At 67.8% G+C, this 17414-nt stretch carries 16 protein-coding genes; 10 read left to right on the forward strand and 6 right to left on the reverse strand.

The window, feature by feature from the left end; translation table 11 throughout:
* Positions 1-3 precede the first annotated feature (3 nt).
* The 4 genes from ACU4E7_RS04795 (at position 4) to ACU4E7_RS04810 (ending at position 3249) form a co-directional block, all read left to right on the forward strand.
* Positions 4-1029, forward strand: a complete 1026-nt coding sequence (locus ACU4E7_RS04795) for an ABC transporter substrate-binding protein (protein ID WP_447020822.1) — start codon at positions 4-6, stop codon at positions 1027-1029.
* A gap of 110 nt (positions 1030-1139) precedes the next feature.
* Positions 1140-1946, forward strand: a complete 807-nt coding sequence (locus tag ACU4E7_RS04800; RefSeq protein ID WP_447020823.1) for an ABC transporter ATP-binding protein — start codon at positions 1140-1142, stop codon at positions 1944-1946.
* Positions 1947-1949: 3 nt separating this feature from the next.
* Positions 1950-2756 carry an ABC transporter permease gene (locus ACU4E7_RS04805; protein WP_238123233.1) on the forward strand — a complete coding sequence of 269 codons (807 nt, stop codon included), beginning with the start codon at positions 1950-1952 and terminating at the stop codon, positions 2754-2756.
* A gap of 28 nt (positions 2757-2784) precedes the next feature.
* A complete protein-coding gene (locus ACU4E7_RS04810) occupies positions 2785-3249 on the forward strand; it encodes an SRPBCC family protein (RefSeq protein WP_238123232.1) in 465 nt (154 codons plus the stop codon).
* A gap of 61 nt (positions 3250-3310) precedes the next feature.
* On the opposite strand, the gene ACU4E7_RS04815 is transcribed toward ACU4E7_RS04810, so the two are convergent.
* Genes ACU4E7_RS04815 through ACU4E7_RS04835 form a run of 5 tightly spaced genes read right to left on the reverse strand, consistent with a single transcriptional unit; the run spans position 3311 to position 7464 of the window.
* Positions 3311-4585 (reverse strand): allantoate amidohydrolase, encoded by a 1275-nt coding sequence (locus ACU4E7_RS04815; protein WP_447020824.1) that lies wholly within the window; start codon positions 4583-4585, stop codon positions 3311-3313.
* A 27-nt stretch (positions 4586-4612) separates the two neighbouring features.
* Positions 4613-5341, reverse strand: coding sequence for an amino acid ABC transporter ATP-binding protein (locus ACU4E7_RS04820; protein WP_447020825.1), 729 nt, complete (start codon positions 5339-5341; stop codon positions 4613-4615).
* Positions 5328-5978, reverse strand: coding sequence for an amino acid ABC transporter permease (locus ACU4E7_RS04825; RefSeq protein WP_447020826.1), 651 nt, complete (start codon positions 5976-5978; stop codon positions 5328-5330). The genes ACU4E7_RS04820 and ACU4E7_RS04825 overlap by 14 nt, the downstream gene beginning before the upstream one ends.
* Before the next feature lie 5 nt (positions 5979-5983).
* Positions 5984-6646, reverse strand: coding sequence for an amino acid ABC transporter permease (locus ACU4E7_RS04830; protein ID WP_238123228.1), 663 nt, complete (start codon positions 6644-6646; stop codon positions 5984-5986).
* Positions 6647-6672: 26 nt separating this feature from the next.
* Positions 6673-7464, reverse strand: coding sequence for a transporter substrate-binding domain-containing protein (locus ACU4E7_RS04835; protein WP_447020827.1), 792 nt, complete (start codon positions 7462-7464; stop codon positions 6673-6675).
* 159 nt (positions 7465-7623) lie between these two features.
* Here ACU4E7_RS04835 and ACU4E7_RS04840 point away from each other — a divergent pair, with 159 nt between their 5' ends.
* Positions 7624-8592, forward strand: a complete 969-nt coding sequence (locus tag ACU4E7_RS04840; protein WP_447020828.1) for a LysR substrate-binding domain-containing protein — start codon at positions 7624-7626, stop codon at positions 8590-8592.
* Here ACU4E7_RS04840 and ACU4E7_RS04845 read toward each other — a convergent pair.
* On the reverse strand, positions 8538-9275 hold the full coding sequence (locus ACU4E7_RS04845) for a FadR/GntR family transcriptional regulator (protein WP_447020829.1): 738 nt from the start codon (positions 9273-9275) through the stop codon (positions 8538-8540). The two genes, ACU4E7_RS04840 and ACU4E7_RS04845, sit on opposite strands and share 55 nt — an antisense overlap.
* A gap of 347 nt (positions 9276-9622) precedes the next feature.
* Between ACU4E7_RS04845 and ACU4E7_RS04850 the strand changes: the two genes are divergently transcribed.
* From ACU4E7_RS04850 to ACU4E7_RS04870, 5 genes are all read left to right on the forward strand, one after another.
* Positions 9623-10810: an acetyl-CoA C-acyltransferase family protein gene (locus ACU4E7_RS04850; protein WP_447020830.1), complete on the forward strand. Its 1188-nt coding sequence runs from the start codon at positions 9623-9625 to the stop codon at positions 10808-10810.
* Positions 10811-10886: 76 nt separating this feature from the next.
* Complete coding sequence (locus ACU4E7_RS04855; RefSeq protein ID WP_447020831.1) at positions 10887-12545, forward strand: long-chain fatty acid--CoA ligase; 1659 nt, start codon at positions 10887-10889, stop codon at positions 12543-12545.
* Between the two features lie 61 nt (positions 12546-12606).
* The gene (locus ACU4E7_RS04860) at positions 12607-14691 is read left to right on the forward strand and encodes a 3-hydroxyacyl-CoA dehydrogenase NAD-binding domain-containing protein (RefSeq protein WP_447020832.1); all 2085 of its coding nucleotides are present in this window, start codon (positions 12607-12609) and stop codon (positions 14689-14691) included.
* On the forward strand, positions 14688-15476 hold the full coding sequence (locus ACU4E7_RS04865) for an SDR family oxidoreductase (RefSeq protein WP_238123221.1): 789 nt from the start codon (positions 14688-14690) through the stop codon (positions 15474-15476). The genes ACU4E7_RS04860 and ACU4E7_RS04865 overlap by 4 nt, the downstream gene beginning before the upstream one ends.
* A 40-nt stretch (positions 15477-15516) precedes the next feature.
* The gene (locus ACU4E7_RS04870) at positions 15517-17331 is read left to right on the forward strand and encodes an acyl-CoA dehydrogenase (RefSeq protein WP_447020833.1); all 1815 of its coding nucleotides are present in this window, start codon (positions 15517-15519) and stop codon (positions 17329-17331) included.
* Positions 17332-17414 lie beyond the last annotated feature (83 nt).

The raw sequence follows: 17414 nt of genomic DNA on the forward strand, positions 1-17414 counted from the left end.
CTGATGAAACGACTTCTGCTCACCACGGCCCTCCTCCTCGGTACACTCGCAGGCGCCCATGCCCAGGATGAAAAGGTCGTCCGCGTCGGCACCACCAACCTCACCTCCGACATCGGCCTCTACCTTGCGGACAAGAAGGGGTATTTCAAGGATGAAGGTCTGAAAGTCGAACTGATCCGGTTCGACTCCGGCGCCAAGATGATCGCGCCGCTCGGTTCCGGCGAACTCGATGCCGGGGCGGGTGCCGCCTCCGCCGGCCTTTACAATGCGGTCAATCGCGGCCTCAAGCTGAAGATCATCGCCGACAAGGGCACCAATCTGAAGGACTACAGCTACAAGTCCCTCACCGTGCGCAAGGATCTCATCGACAGCGGCGCGTTCAAGTCGCTGGCTGATCTCAAGGGCAAGAAGGTAGCGGTGGTGGCCAAGGGGGCCGCCGACGAATCCGTGATCCACCAGGCGTTGTTGAAGGCGGGCCTGCAGGATTCCGATATCGAACTCGTCTATCTGCCGTTCCCCCAGCACATCACCGCTTTCACCAACAAGGCCATCGACGCCGCCATCTCCTCCGAGCCCGGCACCACCACCATGGTGCGCAACGGCGTCGCGGTGCGCTTCACCGGCCTCGACAGCTTCTATCCCGTGCAGCAGACCGCCATGCTGCTGGGCAACGGCCGGTTCCTCGCCGACAAGGAAACCACCGAGAAGTTCATTCGCGCCTATCTGCGCGGCGTGCGTGACTATGTGGCGACCCTCAAGGACGGCAAGATCGCCGGTCCCGGCGCCAAGGAGATGATCGCCGACATCAGCGCCATGACCGGCATCAAGAACCAGGAGCTGATCGCCGCCGCCGTGCCTGTGTTCATCAACCCCAACGGCACGGTGGACATGGCCAGCCTCAAGGCCGACCTCGAATACTTCAAGTCAAAGGGCCTGGTGACTTCCGACGTGACGGTCGAAGACGTGGTGGACCCGACGTTCGTCGAGGCTGCCGTGGCCAAGCTCGGCACCGCGCCACTCCCGAAATGAGCCCACGGATCACGTGAGCCCACCGGCCGGAACGCCGCGCGTGGTTCCGGCCGACATGCGAGGGGCGGAGCCGCCGGCTCCGCCACCCTTTCCTCGGATCAGGGTAGGTCATGATGGAACCCGTGTCGCCATCGGGGTCGGCGCCAACGTCGAAGGTGAGCCTCCAGAGTGTCAGCAAGCGCCATGGTCGCCACCTGGCGCTCGATGCGGTCTCTCTGGAGATCCCCGTGGGCAGCTTCTGCGTCATCGTCGGCCCGTCCGGCTGTGGCAAGACCACGCTGCTGCGCATCCTCGCCGGCCTCGATACCCCTTCGGAGGGGCGGATCGAGATTGCCGATCCGTCCCCCGGGCAGCCCTCCAACTCCATGGTGTTTCAGGGCGACTCCCTGTTTCCCTGGATGACGGTGTGGGAAAATGCCGCCTATGGCCTGCGCATGCGCGGCGTTGCCGAAGACGAGGTCACCGCCGTGGTGACGCGCTTCCTGGAAAAGACCGGGCTGATGGCGGCGCGCGATCGCTATCCCCACCAGCTCTCCGGCGGCATGCGCCAGCGCGCCTCCATCGCCCGGGCCTTCGCCAACGATCCCGACATCCTGTTGATGGACGAGCCGTTCTCGGCCCTCGACGAGCAGAACAAGACCCTGCTCCAGCAGGAGCTGCTGCGGATCTGGGAAGAAACCCGCAAGACCGTGGTGTTCATCACCCACTCGGTGGACGAGGCGGTGACCCTCGGCGACCAGATCGTGGTGATGACCGCCGGTCCCGGCCGCATCAAGGCAGTGGTGGACGTGGGCTTCCCGCGCCCCCGCAGCGTCTTGGAACTGCGGCATGATCCCGCCTATGGCGAGCTCGTCTACGCGATCTGGGGCCAGTTGCGCGAGGAAGTGGACCGGGCGCGTGCCGGCAAGGGGAACTGAGCGATGACCACCATCATCACACCCGCCAAGAACATCACCCAGCCCATCTGGTGGACCGCCTTCACCTCGGACCGGGCCATTTCCATCGTCTCCCCCATCGCCCTGCTGACGGTGTGGGAGGTCTGCGCGCGCCTGGGCTTCCTGGACGAGCGCTTCTTTCCCGCCCCGCTGCACATCGTCGCCCACATGCTCGACATGGCCGGCAGCGGCGGGCTCTGGGACAATGTGGGCGCCAGCCTCTATCGCCTGGGGGTGGGCCTCCTGGTGGGTGGCATTCCCGCCATCGCCATCGGCCTCGCCATGGGCCTTTATCATCCGGTGCGGGCGGCCCTCGATCCCCTGATCTCCGCCACCTACCCGATCCCGAAAAGCTCGCTGCTGCCGCTGATCCTGCTCATCTTCGGCATCGGCGAGGGCTCCAAGATCGCCATGGTGGCCATCGGCGTGTTCTATCCGGTGGTCATCAACACCGCGGTGGGCGTGCGCCAGTTGCCGCCCATCTATCTGGACGTCGGCCGGAACTTCAAGGCGAGCAGCTGGAACACCTTCCGCACCATCGCCCTGCCCGGCGCCATGCCGCTCATCATGACCGGCATCAAGCTCGGCGCCGGCATGGGCCTGGTGCTGATCGCCATCGCCGAGATGGTGGGGGCGAAAAGCGGCCTCGGCTACATGATCTGGAACGCCTGGGAGCTGTTCGACGTCACCACCATGTATGTGGGCCTGTTCGTCATCGCCCTCATCGGCTTCATCATGAACAGCGCCCTCGACGCCATCGAGCGCCGGCTCATTCCCTGGAAAAACGCCTGATCCGGCGATCTCAAAGAGGAGCAATCCCATGGCTCTGGAAATGACCGGCGAATGCGATCTCGCCGCCTCCCGCGAGACGGTCTATGCCGCCCTTAACGACGAGAACGTGCTCAAGCAGTGCATCCCCGGCTGCGAGGAGATCGAGCGCCTGGGCCCGGACGAACTGCGTGCGGTCGTGGTGGCCAAGGTCGGGCCGGTGAAGGCCAAGTTCAAGGGCAAGGTCACCTTGTCCGATCGCGAGCCGCCGAGCCGCTACCGCATCACCGGCGAGGGGGATGGCGGCATCTCCGGCTTCGCCAAGGGTGGCGCCCTCGTCACGCTCACCGAGCTGCCCGAGGGCGGCACCCGCCTCGTCTATGAGGTGGAAGCGCAGATCGGCGGCAAGTTGGCCCAACTCGGCCAGCGGCTCATCGCCGGCACCGCCAAGAAGAATGCCGACGCCTTCTTCGAGAACCTCGTGAAGCTGCTTGCCCCCTCCGAGGACGCCGCCTGACCCAAGCGTCCTCGACCGCAGGGGCGGCACCGCCCTGCCGCCCCTGCACCCCTCTTCGTACTTAGCGCGGCTGAAAGCCGGTGATGGTGCCGAGGAGCACATCCGCCCCCACGGCCACATCCTCGATGGTCACATGCTCGGCCGGATGATGGCTCACCCCGCCGCGGCAGCGCACGAAGATCATGGCCATGTCGGCAAGGTCGATCATGGCCATGCCGTCGTGCCCCGCCCCGCTCGGCAGTTCCAGCACCCGATGGCCCGCCGCGGTGAGCGCCGCGCCGATCTGCGCCCTGAGCCAGGGTGCGCACAGCGCGGTGCCATTCTCATGGGTCTTGATGATGCGGGCCTTGAGGCCGCGCCGCGCGGCGATCTCGTCGATGGCGTCCACCACGTCGGAAACCGTCTCCCGCCGCTGGCCGTCGTCTGCCGCCCGCAGATCGATGGAGATGACGGCGCGGCCCGGAATGACATTGGCGGCGCCGGGCGTGGCGGCGATCTGGCCCACCGTGCCCACCACACCGATGCCCGCCTGGGCCAGGGCCTCCACCGCCAGCACGCATTCGGACGCCCCCGCGAGGGCATCCTGGCGCAGACCCATGGGGACCGTGCCCGCATGCCCGGCCATGCCGTCCAGTTCCACCCGGAAGCGATTGGCACCGCTGATGGCGGTGACCACCCCCACCGGCAGGTCCTCCTTCTCCAGCACCGGCCCCTGCTCGATGTGCAGTTCCAGATAGGCCAGCACATCCTCCCGCCGCCGCGCCGCCCGGCGGATGCGATCGGGATCGAGCCCGAAGGCGATCATAGCCTCGCGCAGGGTGATTCCGTCGGCATCCTTCGCCTCCAGCGCGCCCTCGTCGAAGGTGCCGGCCAAAGCCCGGCTACCCAGCAAGGTCGAGGAGAAGCGCACGCCCTCCTCGTCGCTGAAGCCCACCACCTCCACCGCATGGGGCAGGCGCACCCCGGCGGCGGAGAGCGCTGCCACCGCCTCGATAGCTGTGATGACGCCGAGGGGTCCATCCCATTTGCCGGCATTGCGCACGGTGTCGTAATGGGAGCCCACCAGCAGTGCCGGGGCGCTCGGGGCCTCGCCTTCGTAGCGGCCCACCACATTGCCGATCTCATCCAGACGCGCCGCCATGCCGGCCTCGCGCATCCAGGTGAGGATGAGGTCCGCCGCCCGGCGATGCTCGGGCGAGAAGACGACCCGCGTCACCTCCCCGTCCCGTTCGGTGATGGCCGCCAGTTCCTCGATCCGGCGGACGATGCGCGCCGCCATTTCGGCGGGCCGCGCCAACAGTGCGCGGGACATGGTGATGGCTCCTCCCCTGTCCATGGCGTCCTCTCCTTTGGTTGGGGCCGGCTAATGCTGGCTGCCCACGAACTGCGCCAGTTCCGGCGTGCCGGGATTGGCGAACAGCGCCTTGGGCGGGCCTTCCTCATGCACCCGGCCCTGGTGCATGAAGACGAGCTTGGTGCCCACATCGCGGGCGAACCGCATCTCATGGGTCACGAGGATCAGCGTCATGCCCTCGCTGGCGAGCTGCTCCACCACCTTCAGCACCTCGTTGACCAGTTCCGGATCGAGGGCGGAGGTGATCTCGTCGCACAACAGCACCGTGGGCCGCATGGCCAGCGAGCGGGCGATGGCGACGCGCTGCTGCTGGCCGCCGGAGAGCTGGCTCGGGTAGGCATCGAACTTGCCGGCGAGCCCCACCTTTTCCAGGAGTGCCTCAGCCATAGCGCGGGCCTCACCCTTCTGCTCCTTGGCCACCACGGTGGGGGCAAGCATCACGTTCTCGCCGGCGGTAAGGTGGGGAAACAGGTTGAACTGCTGGAACACCATGCCCACATGGCGGCGCAGGGTGCGCAGATCGGTCTCGCCGTCGCCCACATTCATGCCGTCCACAGTGATGGCGCCGGCCTGGTAGGTCTCCAGGCCGTTGATGCAGCGTAGCAATGTGCTCTTGCCGGAGCCGGAGCGTCCGATGATGGCGGTGACATCGCCCCGGCCGATCTCCAGCGACACCCCCTTGAGGACCTCTTGCGCGCCGTAGCTCTTGCGCACGTCCTTGATGCTAACGAGCGACATTGAGGCGACCCTCCAGACGTTTGGAATACCAGGACAACGGGAAGCACAAAGCGAAGTAGATGAGCGCCACCAGCGCATAGACCAGGAACGGCCGGAAGGTGACGTTGTTGAGCATGGTGCCGGCCTTGGTCAGCTCCACGAAACCGATGATGGAGGCGAGCGCGGTGCCCTTCACCACCTGCACCGAGAAGCCGACGGTGGGCGCCACCGCGATCCTCAGGGCCTGGGGCAGGATGACGTAGCGCATCTGCTCCCAATAGGAGAACGCCAGGCTCTCGGACGCTTCCCACTGGCCCTTGGGGATGGATTCCACGCAGCCGCGCCAGATCTCGGCGAGGAAGGCGGAGGTCCAGAAGGTCAGCGCCAACCAGGCGGCGATCCAGGGGCTGACCTCGATGCCGAACAAAGCGACACCGAAGAAGAACAGGAACAGCTGCATGAGAAGCGGCGTGCCCTGGAACAGCTCGATATAGCCGATGGAGGCGATCCTGAGCGCCCGGTTGTGCGACACCCGGGCGAGCAGCAGCGCCAGCCCGACGATGCCGCCGGAGACGAATGCGATCAAGGAGAGCAGGATGGTCCAGCGGGTCGCCAGCAGCAGGTTCTGCAGGATGATCCAGAAGCTGAAATCGCTCATGGCCGTCATCCTTTCGGAAAGATCGCCCGGCCGATGCCGCGCAGAAGCGCGCGCAGGCCGATGGCGAGCATGAGATAAAGGACCGCCGCGACAATATAGACTTCAAAGGCGCGGAAGTTGCGGGACTGGATGTAATTGGCCGCGTAAGTGAGATCCTCGGCCGAGATCTGGGACACCACCGCCGAACCCAGCATCACGATGATGATCTGCGAGGAGAGCGCCGGATAGACCTTCATGAAGGCCTGTTTGAGCACGATGTAGCGGAAGACTTCCCACCGGCTCATGGCGAGCGAGACACCCGCCTCCAGATGGCCTTTGGGCACCGCCTGGATGCCAGCCCGGATGATCTCGGTGGAATAGGCCCCGAGATTGATCACCATGGCGATGAACGCTGCCACGTCTTCCGACAGCTTCACCCCGAGCGCCGGAAGCCCGAAGAAGATGAAGAACAGCTGCACGATGAAGGGTGTGTTGCGGATCACTTCCACATAGGCCCGCGTCAGCGCGCCGGCCCATTTCGGCCCGAAGGTGCGGGCCCAGGCCCCCGCCGTGCCCAGGCCGATGCCCGCCACGGTGGAGGTGAGGGTGAGGACGATGGTGAACACCAGTCCCCGGGCGAACACGTCCCAATACGGGAGCAGGTCGCCAAAGTTCAGTTGCTGGATCATGGTGCTGCCCCGAATGTCGGCAGCGCTCAGAAGTTGGCCGGCAGGGGCGCCTTCAGCCAGGTTTCGGAAAATTTGGCCAGAGTGCCGTCTTCCTTGGCCTTGGTGATGATCGCGTTCACCTTGGCGAGCAGCGCCGGCTCATCCTTGTTCAGGCCCACGTAGCAGGGGCTGTCCTTGATGACGAACTTGAGCTCCGGCTTGCGGTTCGGGCTCTTCTCCGCCACCGTCGCCGCCACCGTGTTGCCGGTGGCGATGAGGTCCACCTGGCCGGAGACGAAGGCGGACACGGTCGCGTTATTGTCCTCGAAGCGCTTCACGGTGGCGTCGGCCGGGGCGAGCTTGGACAGCTCCTGCTCCTCGATGGCGCCGCGGGTGGCGCCCACAGTCTTGCCGGAAAGGCTCGCCGCATCGCTCACCTTGTCACCGGCGATGCCGTAGACGCCGGAGAAGAACGGGGCATAGGGAATGGAGAAATCGATGACCTTCTCCCGCTCCGCATTCTTGCCGAGGCTGGAGATCACCAGATCCACCTTGTGGGTCTGCAGATAGGCGATGCGGTTGGCGCTGGTGACGGGCACCAGTTGCACCTTCACGCCCAGCTGCTTGCCGATGTAATTGGCCATGTCGATGTCATAGCCGCGCGGCTGGAGGTCCGGCCCCACCGAGCCGAACGGGGCGAAATCCTGCGGCACGGCGATGCGGATCAGCTTGGCCTTCTCGATGTCGGCCAAAGCATCGGCAGCGGCGGCCGAGACGAACAGGGCGCCAGCGACGGCGACAGCCGCGCAGGTGGCCGCGGCACGGGTGACGAAATTCATGGAAGGCAACCCCTCATAGATCCGAAGACAGGTGGAAGGTCGGCCTTTTCGGGTGCGGCGCCTTGGGATCGCCGCCCTGGATTTTTCCCGGCCGTTGAAGCCACTGTCGCGCCGGGCTATGAATATGTCCAATATATGATTGAACTAGATTGATATGCCATGGATATGGATCTGAAGCAGCTGCGCTACTTCCTCGCCGTAGCGGAGGAGCTCTCCTTCACCCGCGCCGCGCAGCGGCTCAACATGTCCCAGCCGCCCCTGTCCCAGGCCATTGCCCAATTGGAGAGCGGGCTTAAGACGCGGCTGTTCACCCGTACCAGCCGGCGGGTGGAGCTGACCGCCGCCGGCCAGGAGCTGGAGGCGCAGGCGCGCGCCCTGATCGCCCAGGCGGAGCGGGCGCAGCAGCAGGTGATGTCGGTGGGCGCGGGGCGCTCGGGCAAGATCGAGATCGGCGCCACCGGCACCATCCTGCGCGGCGGGCTCGCCACCTGGCTCGCCGATTACCGCCGCCATGCCCCCCAGGTGCGCACGGTGATCTATGAGCAGGCGCCGGCGCTGCAGGTGAAGGACGTACTGGACCACCGCACCGACATCAGCTTCAACCGCACCGACATCTCCCTCGACCGCTCGGTGGCGCGCCACCCAGAACTGGGCTGCACCCTGGCCTGGCGGGAAACCCTTTCGGTGATCCTGCCGCTGAGCCATCCGCTCACGGCGCGGCCGGTGGTGGCGCTCATCGATCTGGCCGACGACGAGCATGTGATGCTGCACCCGGAATCCTCCGAGTTCGCCCGCTACATTCAGCGCTGCTGCGTGGAAGCCGGTTTCCTGCCGCGGGTGTCACAGCAGGTGGTGGATTCCCAATCCATCCCCAGCCTCATCGCCGCCGGCTTCGGGGTGGCGCTGGTGCCCACCTCCACCGCCCGCTTCACCAGCGACGAGGTGGTGTTTCGCCCGGTGACACCCACCATGGTGGCCGATGTCTACATGATCTACCGCCTGCGCGAGCAAGCCCCCGCCGTGCACGAATTCCTGCGCTGGCTGAGCACCCGGCCGGACGGAAGCGCCACCGATCAGGCCCCCTCGAAGGCGATGGCGTCACGCAGATCGAAGCTGCACAACTCGTAGCCGCGACGGAAATCCACCATGTGCCGGCGCATCCACAGTTCCGCCTGGTCGCGGTCGTGGTGCTTGAGCGCGTCGATGATGTGCCGGTGGGCATCGGCCAGCCGGCGCGGGCCGGTGACGCAGTTCAGCGGATGGGCGAACAGCTTCTCCAGCGCCGGATAGAACAGCTGCGAGATGGGCTCGCGGGCCAGCAGCAGCGCCTTGTTGCCGGCGATCTCCGCCACCAGGGTGTGGAACGCCACATCGAGGGCGATGATGGAGCGGCCCGCCGCCAGCTCCTCTTCCATCTGCCGCAGGTTGTCTTCCAGCGCCGCGATCTGGTCGTCATCGATGCGGCTCGCCGCCCGCGCCGCCGCGCTCGGCTCCAGCGACATGGAGACCTCCCACAGCTCCTCGAAGGTGACCCGCTGCATGATGAGGGCGCGGGAGGCGCGCGGGGCGAGCTCGGTGTAATGGGGCTCCTTCACCACCAGCCGGCGGCCGGCCTCGCGGCCCACCAGCCCGCTCTCCTCCAGCAGGCGCAGGCCCTCGCGCACCGTGTGGCGGGCGAGGCCGAACTGCTCGGCCAGCTCGGTCTCGGTGGGCAGCTGATCCCCGGCGCCGATGCGCCCGCTCATGATCTGCTTCTCGATGGCGTCGCAGACGATGCGATAGGCGGGAACCGCCTCAATGCGTTGGAACATGTCGCCGCCTCGTTGGGTGTTGCCGGTCCGTAGCATTCCGATGCACATTGCGCAAATGTTCGCTTGTCCAACAAACGAACATCGAATAGGAATGCGAGGCAAGCGGAACACACCGCACCGATCCGCCCGCCAGAGGCCGGCGGCAAACGGGCCCCAGCCGCGCCCGAGGGAGGACACGCCATGACCGGCCCGATTGACCTGCGACGCTCCCGCTGCGCCCCGCGCGCGGACACGCCGGCCAACGGCGCAGTTGCACCCGATCCCCGCCGGATCTGAACCGCGATCATGCGCCCCGGCGCCGGACCAGTGCGGGCCGGCGCGCCATCGACCATCACCAGGAAATTCTCATGACCCGTGACGTCGTCATCGTCGGCGCCGCCCGCACCGCCATCGGCGGGTTCGGCGGCAGCCTCAAGGATGTGCCCCTGTCCACCCTCGCCACCACGGTGGTGAAGGCGGCGCTCGATCGCAGCGCGGTGGAGCCGGACGCCGTGGGCCATGTGGCCATGGGCAACGTCATTCCCACCGAGCCGAAGGATGCCTATCTCAGCCGCGTCGCCGCCCTGAAGGCGGGCCTGCCCAAGGAGGTGCCCGCTTTCAACGTGAACCGGCTGTGCGGCTCGGGCCTGCAGGCCATCGTCTCGGCGGCGCAGACCATCCTGCTCGGCGATTGCGACATCGCCATCGGCGCCGGCGCGGAATCCATGAGCCGCGGCCCCTATCTCGCTCCCGGCATGCGCTGGGGCCAGCGCATGGGCGATGGCCGCATGGTGGATTACATGGTGGCCGCCCTGCACGATCCGTTCGACGACATCCACATGGGCGTCACCGCGGAAAACGTCGCCGCCCGCCATCAGGTGAGCCGCGACGATCAGGATGCGCTGGCTGCCGAAAGCCATCGCCGCGCGGCGGCCGCCGTGGCGGAAGGCCGCTTCCGCAGCCAGATCGTTCCGGTGGAGATCAAGACCCGCAAGGGCAAGGTGATCTTCGACACCGACGAGCACGTGCGCCCCGACACCACCGTCGAGGTGCTGGCGAAGATGAAGCCGGTGTTCAAGCCCGATGGCAGCGTCACCGCCGGCAACGCCTCCGGCATCAACGATGCGGCCGCCGCCGTGGTGCTGGCCGATGCCGCCACCGCCGAACGCAAGGGGCTGAAGCCGCTGGCCCGCCTCGTCGGCTATGCCCATGCGGGCGTCGAGCCGGATCACATGGGCATCGGCCCGGTGCCGGCCACGCGCAAGGTGCTGGCGCGCACCGGCCTCACCGTGGCCGATCTCGACGTGATCGAATCCAACGAGGCGTTCGCCGCCCAGGCCTGCGCGGTCTCCCGCGAGCTCGGGTTCGATCCCGCCAGGGTGAACCCCAACGGCTCGGGCATCTCGCTGGGCCATCCGGTGGGGGCCACCGGCGCCATCATCACCATCAAGGCCATCGCCGAATTGCACCGCACCGGCGGGCGCTATGCCCTCGTCACCATGTGCATCGGCGGCGGCCAGGGCATCGCCGCCATCTTCGAGCGCCTCGGCGCCTGAGCACGGCCGGGTGCGGACGCGCCAACGTTCCGCACCCGGACCACACGAACACAAAAGACAAACAACGGGGGGATGCATGCGCGCCTTGATGCAGCAGCGCGAGCTGAACGTCTCGGACATCATCCGGTTCGCGTCGCGCTATCACACCGCCGCCCGGGTCACCACGCGGCGGGCCGAGGGCAGCACGGTCGCGTTCAGCTATCCGCAGATCGAGGCCCGCGCCGCCCGCCTCACCAAGGCGCTGCGCCGGCGCGGCATCGCGCCCGGCACACGGCTCGGCACCCTCGCCTGGAACGATCACCGGCACCTTGAGATCTATTACGGCCTCGCCGGCCTCGGCGCCATCTGCCACACCATCAACCCGCGCCTGTTCCCGGCCCAGATCGCCTACATCATCACTGACGCGGCCGATGCCATGCTGTTCGTGGATCCGCTGGAGATGGCGGTGGCGGAGGCCATCGGCCCTGCGCTGAAGGCGGCCGGGGTGAAGACCCTGGTGGTGCTCGGCGAGGATGCCGATGTGCCCAACACCCCGCTCAAGGCCGAGCTGGAGGTGATCTCCTATGAGAGCCTGATTGGCGCCGAAACGCCCGATCTCGATTGGCCCCGTTTCGATGAAAACGAGGCGGTGAGCCTGTGCTACACCTCCGGCACCACCGGCCAGCCCAAGGGGGTGCTCTACTCCCACCGGGCCATCGTGCTGCACAGCTATTCCACCAATCTGCCGGACTTCTTCGGCCTGCGCTCGGTGGATGTGGCGATGCCGGTGGTGCCCATGTTCCACGTCAACGGCTGGGGCGTGCCCTATAGCGCGCCGCTGGTGGGGGCGAGCCTGGTGCTGCCCGGCCCGCGACCCCAGGCAGCGGCCCTGTGCGATCTCATCACCAACCATGCCGTCACCTGGTCGGCGGCGGTGCCCACCGTGTGGCTCGGGGTGCTGGAGCATCTGCGCGCCACCCGCCCGACCCTCGCGGCACCATTGCGCATCGTGGTGGGCGGCGCCGCCTGCCCGGCGCATCTGGCCGCCGCCTTTCACGACGAATTCGGCATCACCGTCAACCACGCCTGGGGCATGACGGAAACCACCCCCTGCGGCCTCTACAACCAGCGCAAGGTGGAGAATAAAAACCTGCCGCAGGCGGAATGGCTGGCCCTGCAGCGCCGCCAGGGCCGCCCCACCTTCGGCGTCGAAACCCGGGTGATGGGCGCGGAAGGCACGGATGTGCCGGCCGATGGCGCGAGCCCCGGGGAACTGCTCATCCGCGGCCCCTGGATCGCCTCGGGCTATTTCAAGGGCAACGCCACCGATGCCGCCTTCACCGCCGACGGCTGGTTCCGCACCGGCGACATGGTGACGGAGGATGCCTCGGGCTATGTGGAGATCGTCGACCGCGCCAAGGATCTCATCAAATCCGGCGGCGAATGGATCAGCTCCATCACCCTGGAAAACATTGCCTGCGGCCATCCCGACGTGCAGGAGGCGGTGGTCATCGCCGCCCAGCACCGCAAATGGGACGAGCGCCCGCTGCTGCTGGTGGTGCCGAGGCCGGGCCATGCCATCGACAAGGCGGCGCTGCTCGACTGGTACCTCGGCAAGGTCGCCAAATGGTGGATCCCCGATGACGTGGTGGTGGTAGACGCCTTGCCCCACACCGCTACCGGAAAGCTGCAGAAGACGGAAGTCCGCAAGCAATTCGCCGATTACATCCTGAAGCGGGACGACGCCGCGCAGTAATCGCGCGCATTCATTTCATCATGTTTGCGCCAAGAGGCGCCAGAAGGTCCAGGGGGAGCTCGTGCCACTCGAAACACGCATCGAGAACGGGATCGGGGTTGTCGTCTTCTCAAACCCGCCGCTCAATCCCATTTCCGCCACCGCCGGCATTCCCCAGGCGCTGCGGGAGGCGGTCACCGCCCTCGACGCCCATCCCGATGTCACCGCTTTGGTCCTAGCCTCAGAGGGGCGGATGTTCAGCGCCGGCGCCGACATTGCCGAGTTCAATGGCGACGCCGCCACCATCGCCGGTCCCATCCGCGGCCTCTGCGCCACCCTCGACGGCCTCGCCAAGCCGGTGGTGACGGCCATCCAAGGTGGCGCCCTCGGCGGCGGGCTGGAGCTGGCCCTTTCCACCGATTATCGCCTCGCGACGCCCGACGCCCGGCTCGGCCTGCCGGAGGTCACGCTGGGCCTCATTCCCGGCGCCGGCGGCACCCAGCGCCTGCCCTGCCGCATCGGCGTTGCCCCGGCGGTAAAGCTCATCACCACCGGAACGACGGTGAGCGCCACCACCGCCCAGGCCATGGGGCTGGTGGATGAGGTGGTGACGGGCGACGTGCGCACCGCCGCCATCGCCTTCGCCCGCACCCTTTCCGGCCGGCGCCGCAGCCGCGACACCGCCCCCGCCACCGACGGCGCCGCGGAGGCTCTGGCCACCGCCCGCGCCCAGGCCGCGCCAGGGGCGCCGGGGGATGCGGCGCGGGCCACCGTGGAGGCCATCGAGACCGGCATGCGGGACGGCTTCGATGCCGGGCTTGCCGCCGAATATGGGCTGTTCGACCAGTTGCTGGTGAGCGAGCCCGCGCGCGGCCTGCGGCACCAGTTCCTGGCCGAGCGGGCGGTGGCCCGGGTGCCGGGGCTCGAAGCCCTGGAGAAGCCCCAGCCGGTGCGCGCCGTCGCCCTCATCGGCTCCGGCACCATGGGCACCGGCATTGCCCTGGCGGTGGCGCAGGCGGGCCTGCTGGTGACCGTCATCGACACCACCGAGGCCGCGCTCGCCCGCTCCCGGGCCACCGTCGCCTCCACCATCGCCCGGGCGGTGGAGCGCGGCCGCCTCACCGCCGAGGCCGGCGCCGCCCAGGAAGGCCGCATCCGCTTCTCCACAGACATGGCGGACGTGCGCGGCGCCGATCTGGTGATCGAGGCGGTGTTCGAGGACATGGGGGTGAAGAAAACCGTGTTCGAGGCCCTCGACCGGCTGGCCGATCCCGGCGCTATTCTCGCCTCCAACACCTCGACCCTGGACGTCGACCAGATCGCCGCCTTCACGCGCCGCCCTGAGGACGTGATCGGCACCCATTTCTTCAGCCCAGCCAATATCATGCGCCTTTTGGAAGTGGTGCGGGGCGCGCAAACGTCGCCCGCCACCCTGGCCCGCGCGATGGGCTTCGCCAGGCAGATCCGCAAGGTGGGCGTGGTCTCCGGCGTGTGCGATGGCTTCATCGGCAATCGCATGTTCGAGGAATATCTGCGCCAGGCCTATGTCCTCCTGGAGGAAGGAGCCCTGCCGCAGCAGGTGGATGCCGCCATGGAGGCGTTCGGCATGGCCATGGGGCCGCTGCGCACCATGGACCTCGCCGGCCAGGACATCGGCTGGAGCATCCGCAAGCGCCGCGCCGTGGAGCAGCCCGACCGCCCCTATTCCCGCATCCCCGATCTCATCTGCGAAATGGGCCGCTTCGGCCAGAAGACCGGCGCCGGATATTATCTCTACGGCAAGGGCGGCAAGGCCGAGGTGGATCCGGCCATCGACACCCTGGTGGTGGAGGAATCCAAGCGCCTCGGCCTCACCCGCCGCGCCATCAGCGATGAAGAAATCGTCGAGCGCTGCGTGTTCGCTTTGGTGAACGAGGGCGCGCGCATTCTGGATGACAAGATCGCCTATCGCCCCCTCGACATCGATACGGTGTGGGTGTGCGGCTATGGCTTCCCGCGCTTCCGCGGCGGTCCGATGTTCTACGCGGACCGGGTGGGCCTGCCCCGGGTTCTGGAGCGCATCTCTGCCTTCGCCGGCGGCTATCAGGGCTGGGCCTGGGAGACGGCGCCGCTGCTGCGCCGCGTTGCGGCCACCGGCCTGTCCTCTCTCAATGGAGACGCTGCGTGACCACGCCCGGCACTTTGCATCGCCTGTTCGATCTCACCGGCCGCGTCGCCCTCATCACCGGCGGCTCGCGCGGCATCGGCCTTCAGATGGCGGAAGCCCTGGGCGAGTACGGTGCCCATGTGGTGCTTTCCGCCCGCAAGGTGGACGAACTCGCCGCCGCCAAGGCCCATCTGGAGCATCAGGGCATCGCCTGCACCACGGTGACGAGCGATCTCGCCGATCCCGGAGCCATCGTCCCCCTGGTGGAGGCCACGGGGGCGGTCGCCGGGCGCATCGACATCCTCGTCAACAATGCGGGCGCCACCTGGGGCGCCCCAGCCGAGGCCTATCCGCCCCAGGGCTGGGCCAAAGTGATGGACCTCAACCTCAACCGGCTGTTCGATCTCACCCGCGAGGTGGCGGCGCGGGCCATGCTGCCCAAGAGCTACGGGCGCATCGTCAACATCGCCTCCATCGCCGGCCTCACCGGCAATCTGCCCGGCATGGAAGGCACCGCCGCCTACAATGCCTCCAAGGGCGGCGTCATCGCCTTGACCCGCGCCCTGGCCGCGGAATGGGGGCGGCGCGGGCTCACGGTGAATGCCCTGGCGCCCGGCTATTTCCCCTCCAAGATGACCGCCGGCACCCTCGATGCCCACGGCGAAGCCCTCACCGCCATGACCCCGCGCGGCCGCCTCGGCGGCGCCGACGACCTGAAAGGCGCGGTGCTGCTGCTGGCTTCCGACGCCGGCGCCCACATCACCGGCCAGACCCTGGCGGTGGACGGCGGCATGACGGCGCTGTGAGCGCCCGGCCGCATCCCGCCCCGAACCCCGAGGAGCCCTCATGACCGATGCGCTGATCCGCCGATCGGACCTCGACTTCCTGCTGCTGGACTGGCTCGGCGTGGAGCGTCTCGCCGCGCTTGCGCCCTTCGCCGAGCTGAACCGCGAGACCCTCACCGCCCTTCTGGACCTGAGCGACAGCCTCGCCGCCCGCCACTTCCTCAGCCACTACAAGGCGGGCGACCAGAACGAGCCGCGGCTCGATGGCGAAAGCGTGCGCATCCTGCCGGCCATCCACACCGCCCTCAAGGCCTATGCGGAGGCGGGCCTGTTCGGCCAGAGCTTTGCCGCTGAGCACGGCGGCCTGCAACTGCCGCTGACGGTGGCCGCGGCCTCCTTCGCCCATTTCCTCAGCGCCAATATCGCCACCGCCGCCTATCCCATGCTCACGGTGGCCAATGCCCGGCTGCTCACCCGCTTCGGCAGCCCCGAGCTGATCGCGGCGCTGGCCCTGCCGCAGATCGAGGGGCGCTTCTTCGGCACCATGTGCCTGTCAGAGCCGCAGGCGGGATCGTCGCTGGCCGACATCACCACCCGCGCGGTGGCCGATGGCGCCGACGGCCTCGGCGCCCGCTATCGGCTCGCCGGCAACAAGATGTGGATCTCCGGCGGCGATCAGGATGCCTCGGACAACATCTGCCACCTGGTGCTGGCCAAGATCCCCGGGCCCGACGGCAAGCTCGTGCCCGGCACCGCCGGCATCTCCCTGTTCGCGGTGCCCAAAGTGCTGGTGGCGCCGGGGGAGTTCGCCGGCAGCCGCAATGATGTGACGGTGGCGGGCCTCAACCACAAGATGGGCTATCGCGGCACCGCCAACTGCCTCCTCAACTTCGGCGAGGGCCGCCACCGGCCGGGCGATGCCGCCGGGGCGGTGGGCTATCTGGTGGGTGCGCCCGGCCAGGGCCTCGCCATCATGTTCATGATGATGAACGAGGCGCGGCTGCAGGTGGGGCTCGGCGCCGCCGCCCTCGCCTATCGCAGCCATCGCCTGTCGGTGACCTATGCCACCGAGCGCGCCCAGGGCCGCCCGCGCGGCGCCGCGGCGGACACCCGTCCGGTGCCCATCGCCCGCCACGCCGACGTGAAGCGGCTGCTGCTGGCGCAGAAAAGCTATGCCGAGGGCGCCCTGGCGCTGGTGCTGTTCTGCTTCCATCTGGCCGACCGCGCCGAAGTGGGACAGGACCAGGCGGCGCAAGCGCTGCTTGATCTCCTGACCCCCATCGCCAAGACCTGGAGCTCGGAATGGGGGCTGGTGGCCAGCGACATCGCCATCCAGATCCATGGCGGCTATGGCTACACGCGCGATTTCGACGTGGAGCAGCTCTACCGCGACAATCGCCTGAACCCCATCCACGAAGGCACCACCGGCATCCAGGCGCTGGATTTCGTCGGCCGCAAGCTGGTGCGCGACAAGGGCGTCGCGTTCGCCGCTTTGCTGCAGCAGATCGACGCGACCCAGGCCCGCGCTGCCGCCTCCCCCACACTGGTGGAGGCCGGCCGCATGCTGGGCATGGCCCGTGCCGCCGTGGCGGAGCTGGTGGAGAGCGTAGTGGCGGACCCGGCGGCCACCGCCGCCCTCGACAACGCCACCGCCCTCCTCTCCGCCTGCGGCCATCTGGTGGTGGGCTGGATGACCCTCGACCAAGCCCTCACGGCGCAAGAGCGGGCGGACCAGCTGCCGCCGGAACTGGTGGCCGGAAAGGTCGCCGCCGCCCGCTATTTCAGCGCCCACGAGCTGCCCAAGATCCCCGGCTGGCTGGCCCCATTGCGGTCCGCGCCGCAGCTGTTTTCCGAACTGTCGGCGGAGATGTTCTGACCGCCGACACACCCCGGGCACCCATCAAAAAGTGAATGACAACAGTCATCAAGGGAGGAAGCCATGTTGCCGGGTCATCGTGT

This window comes from Xanthobacter sp. ZOL 2024, from assembly GCF_052932325.1.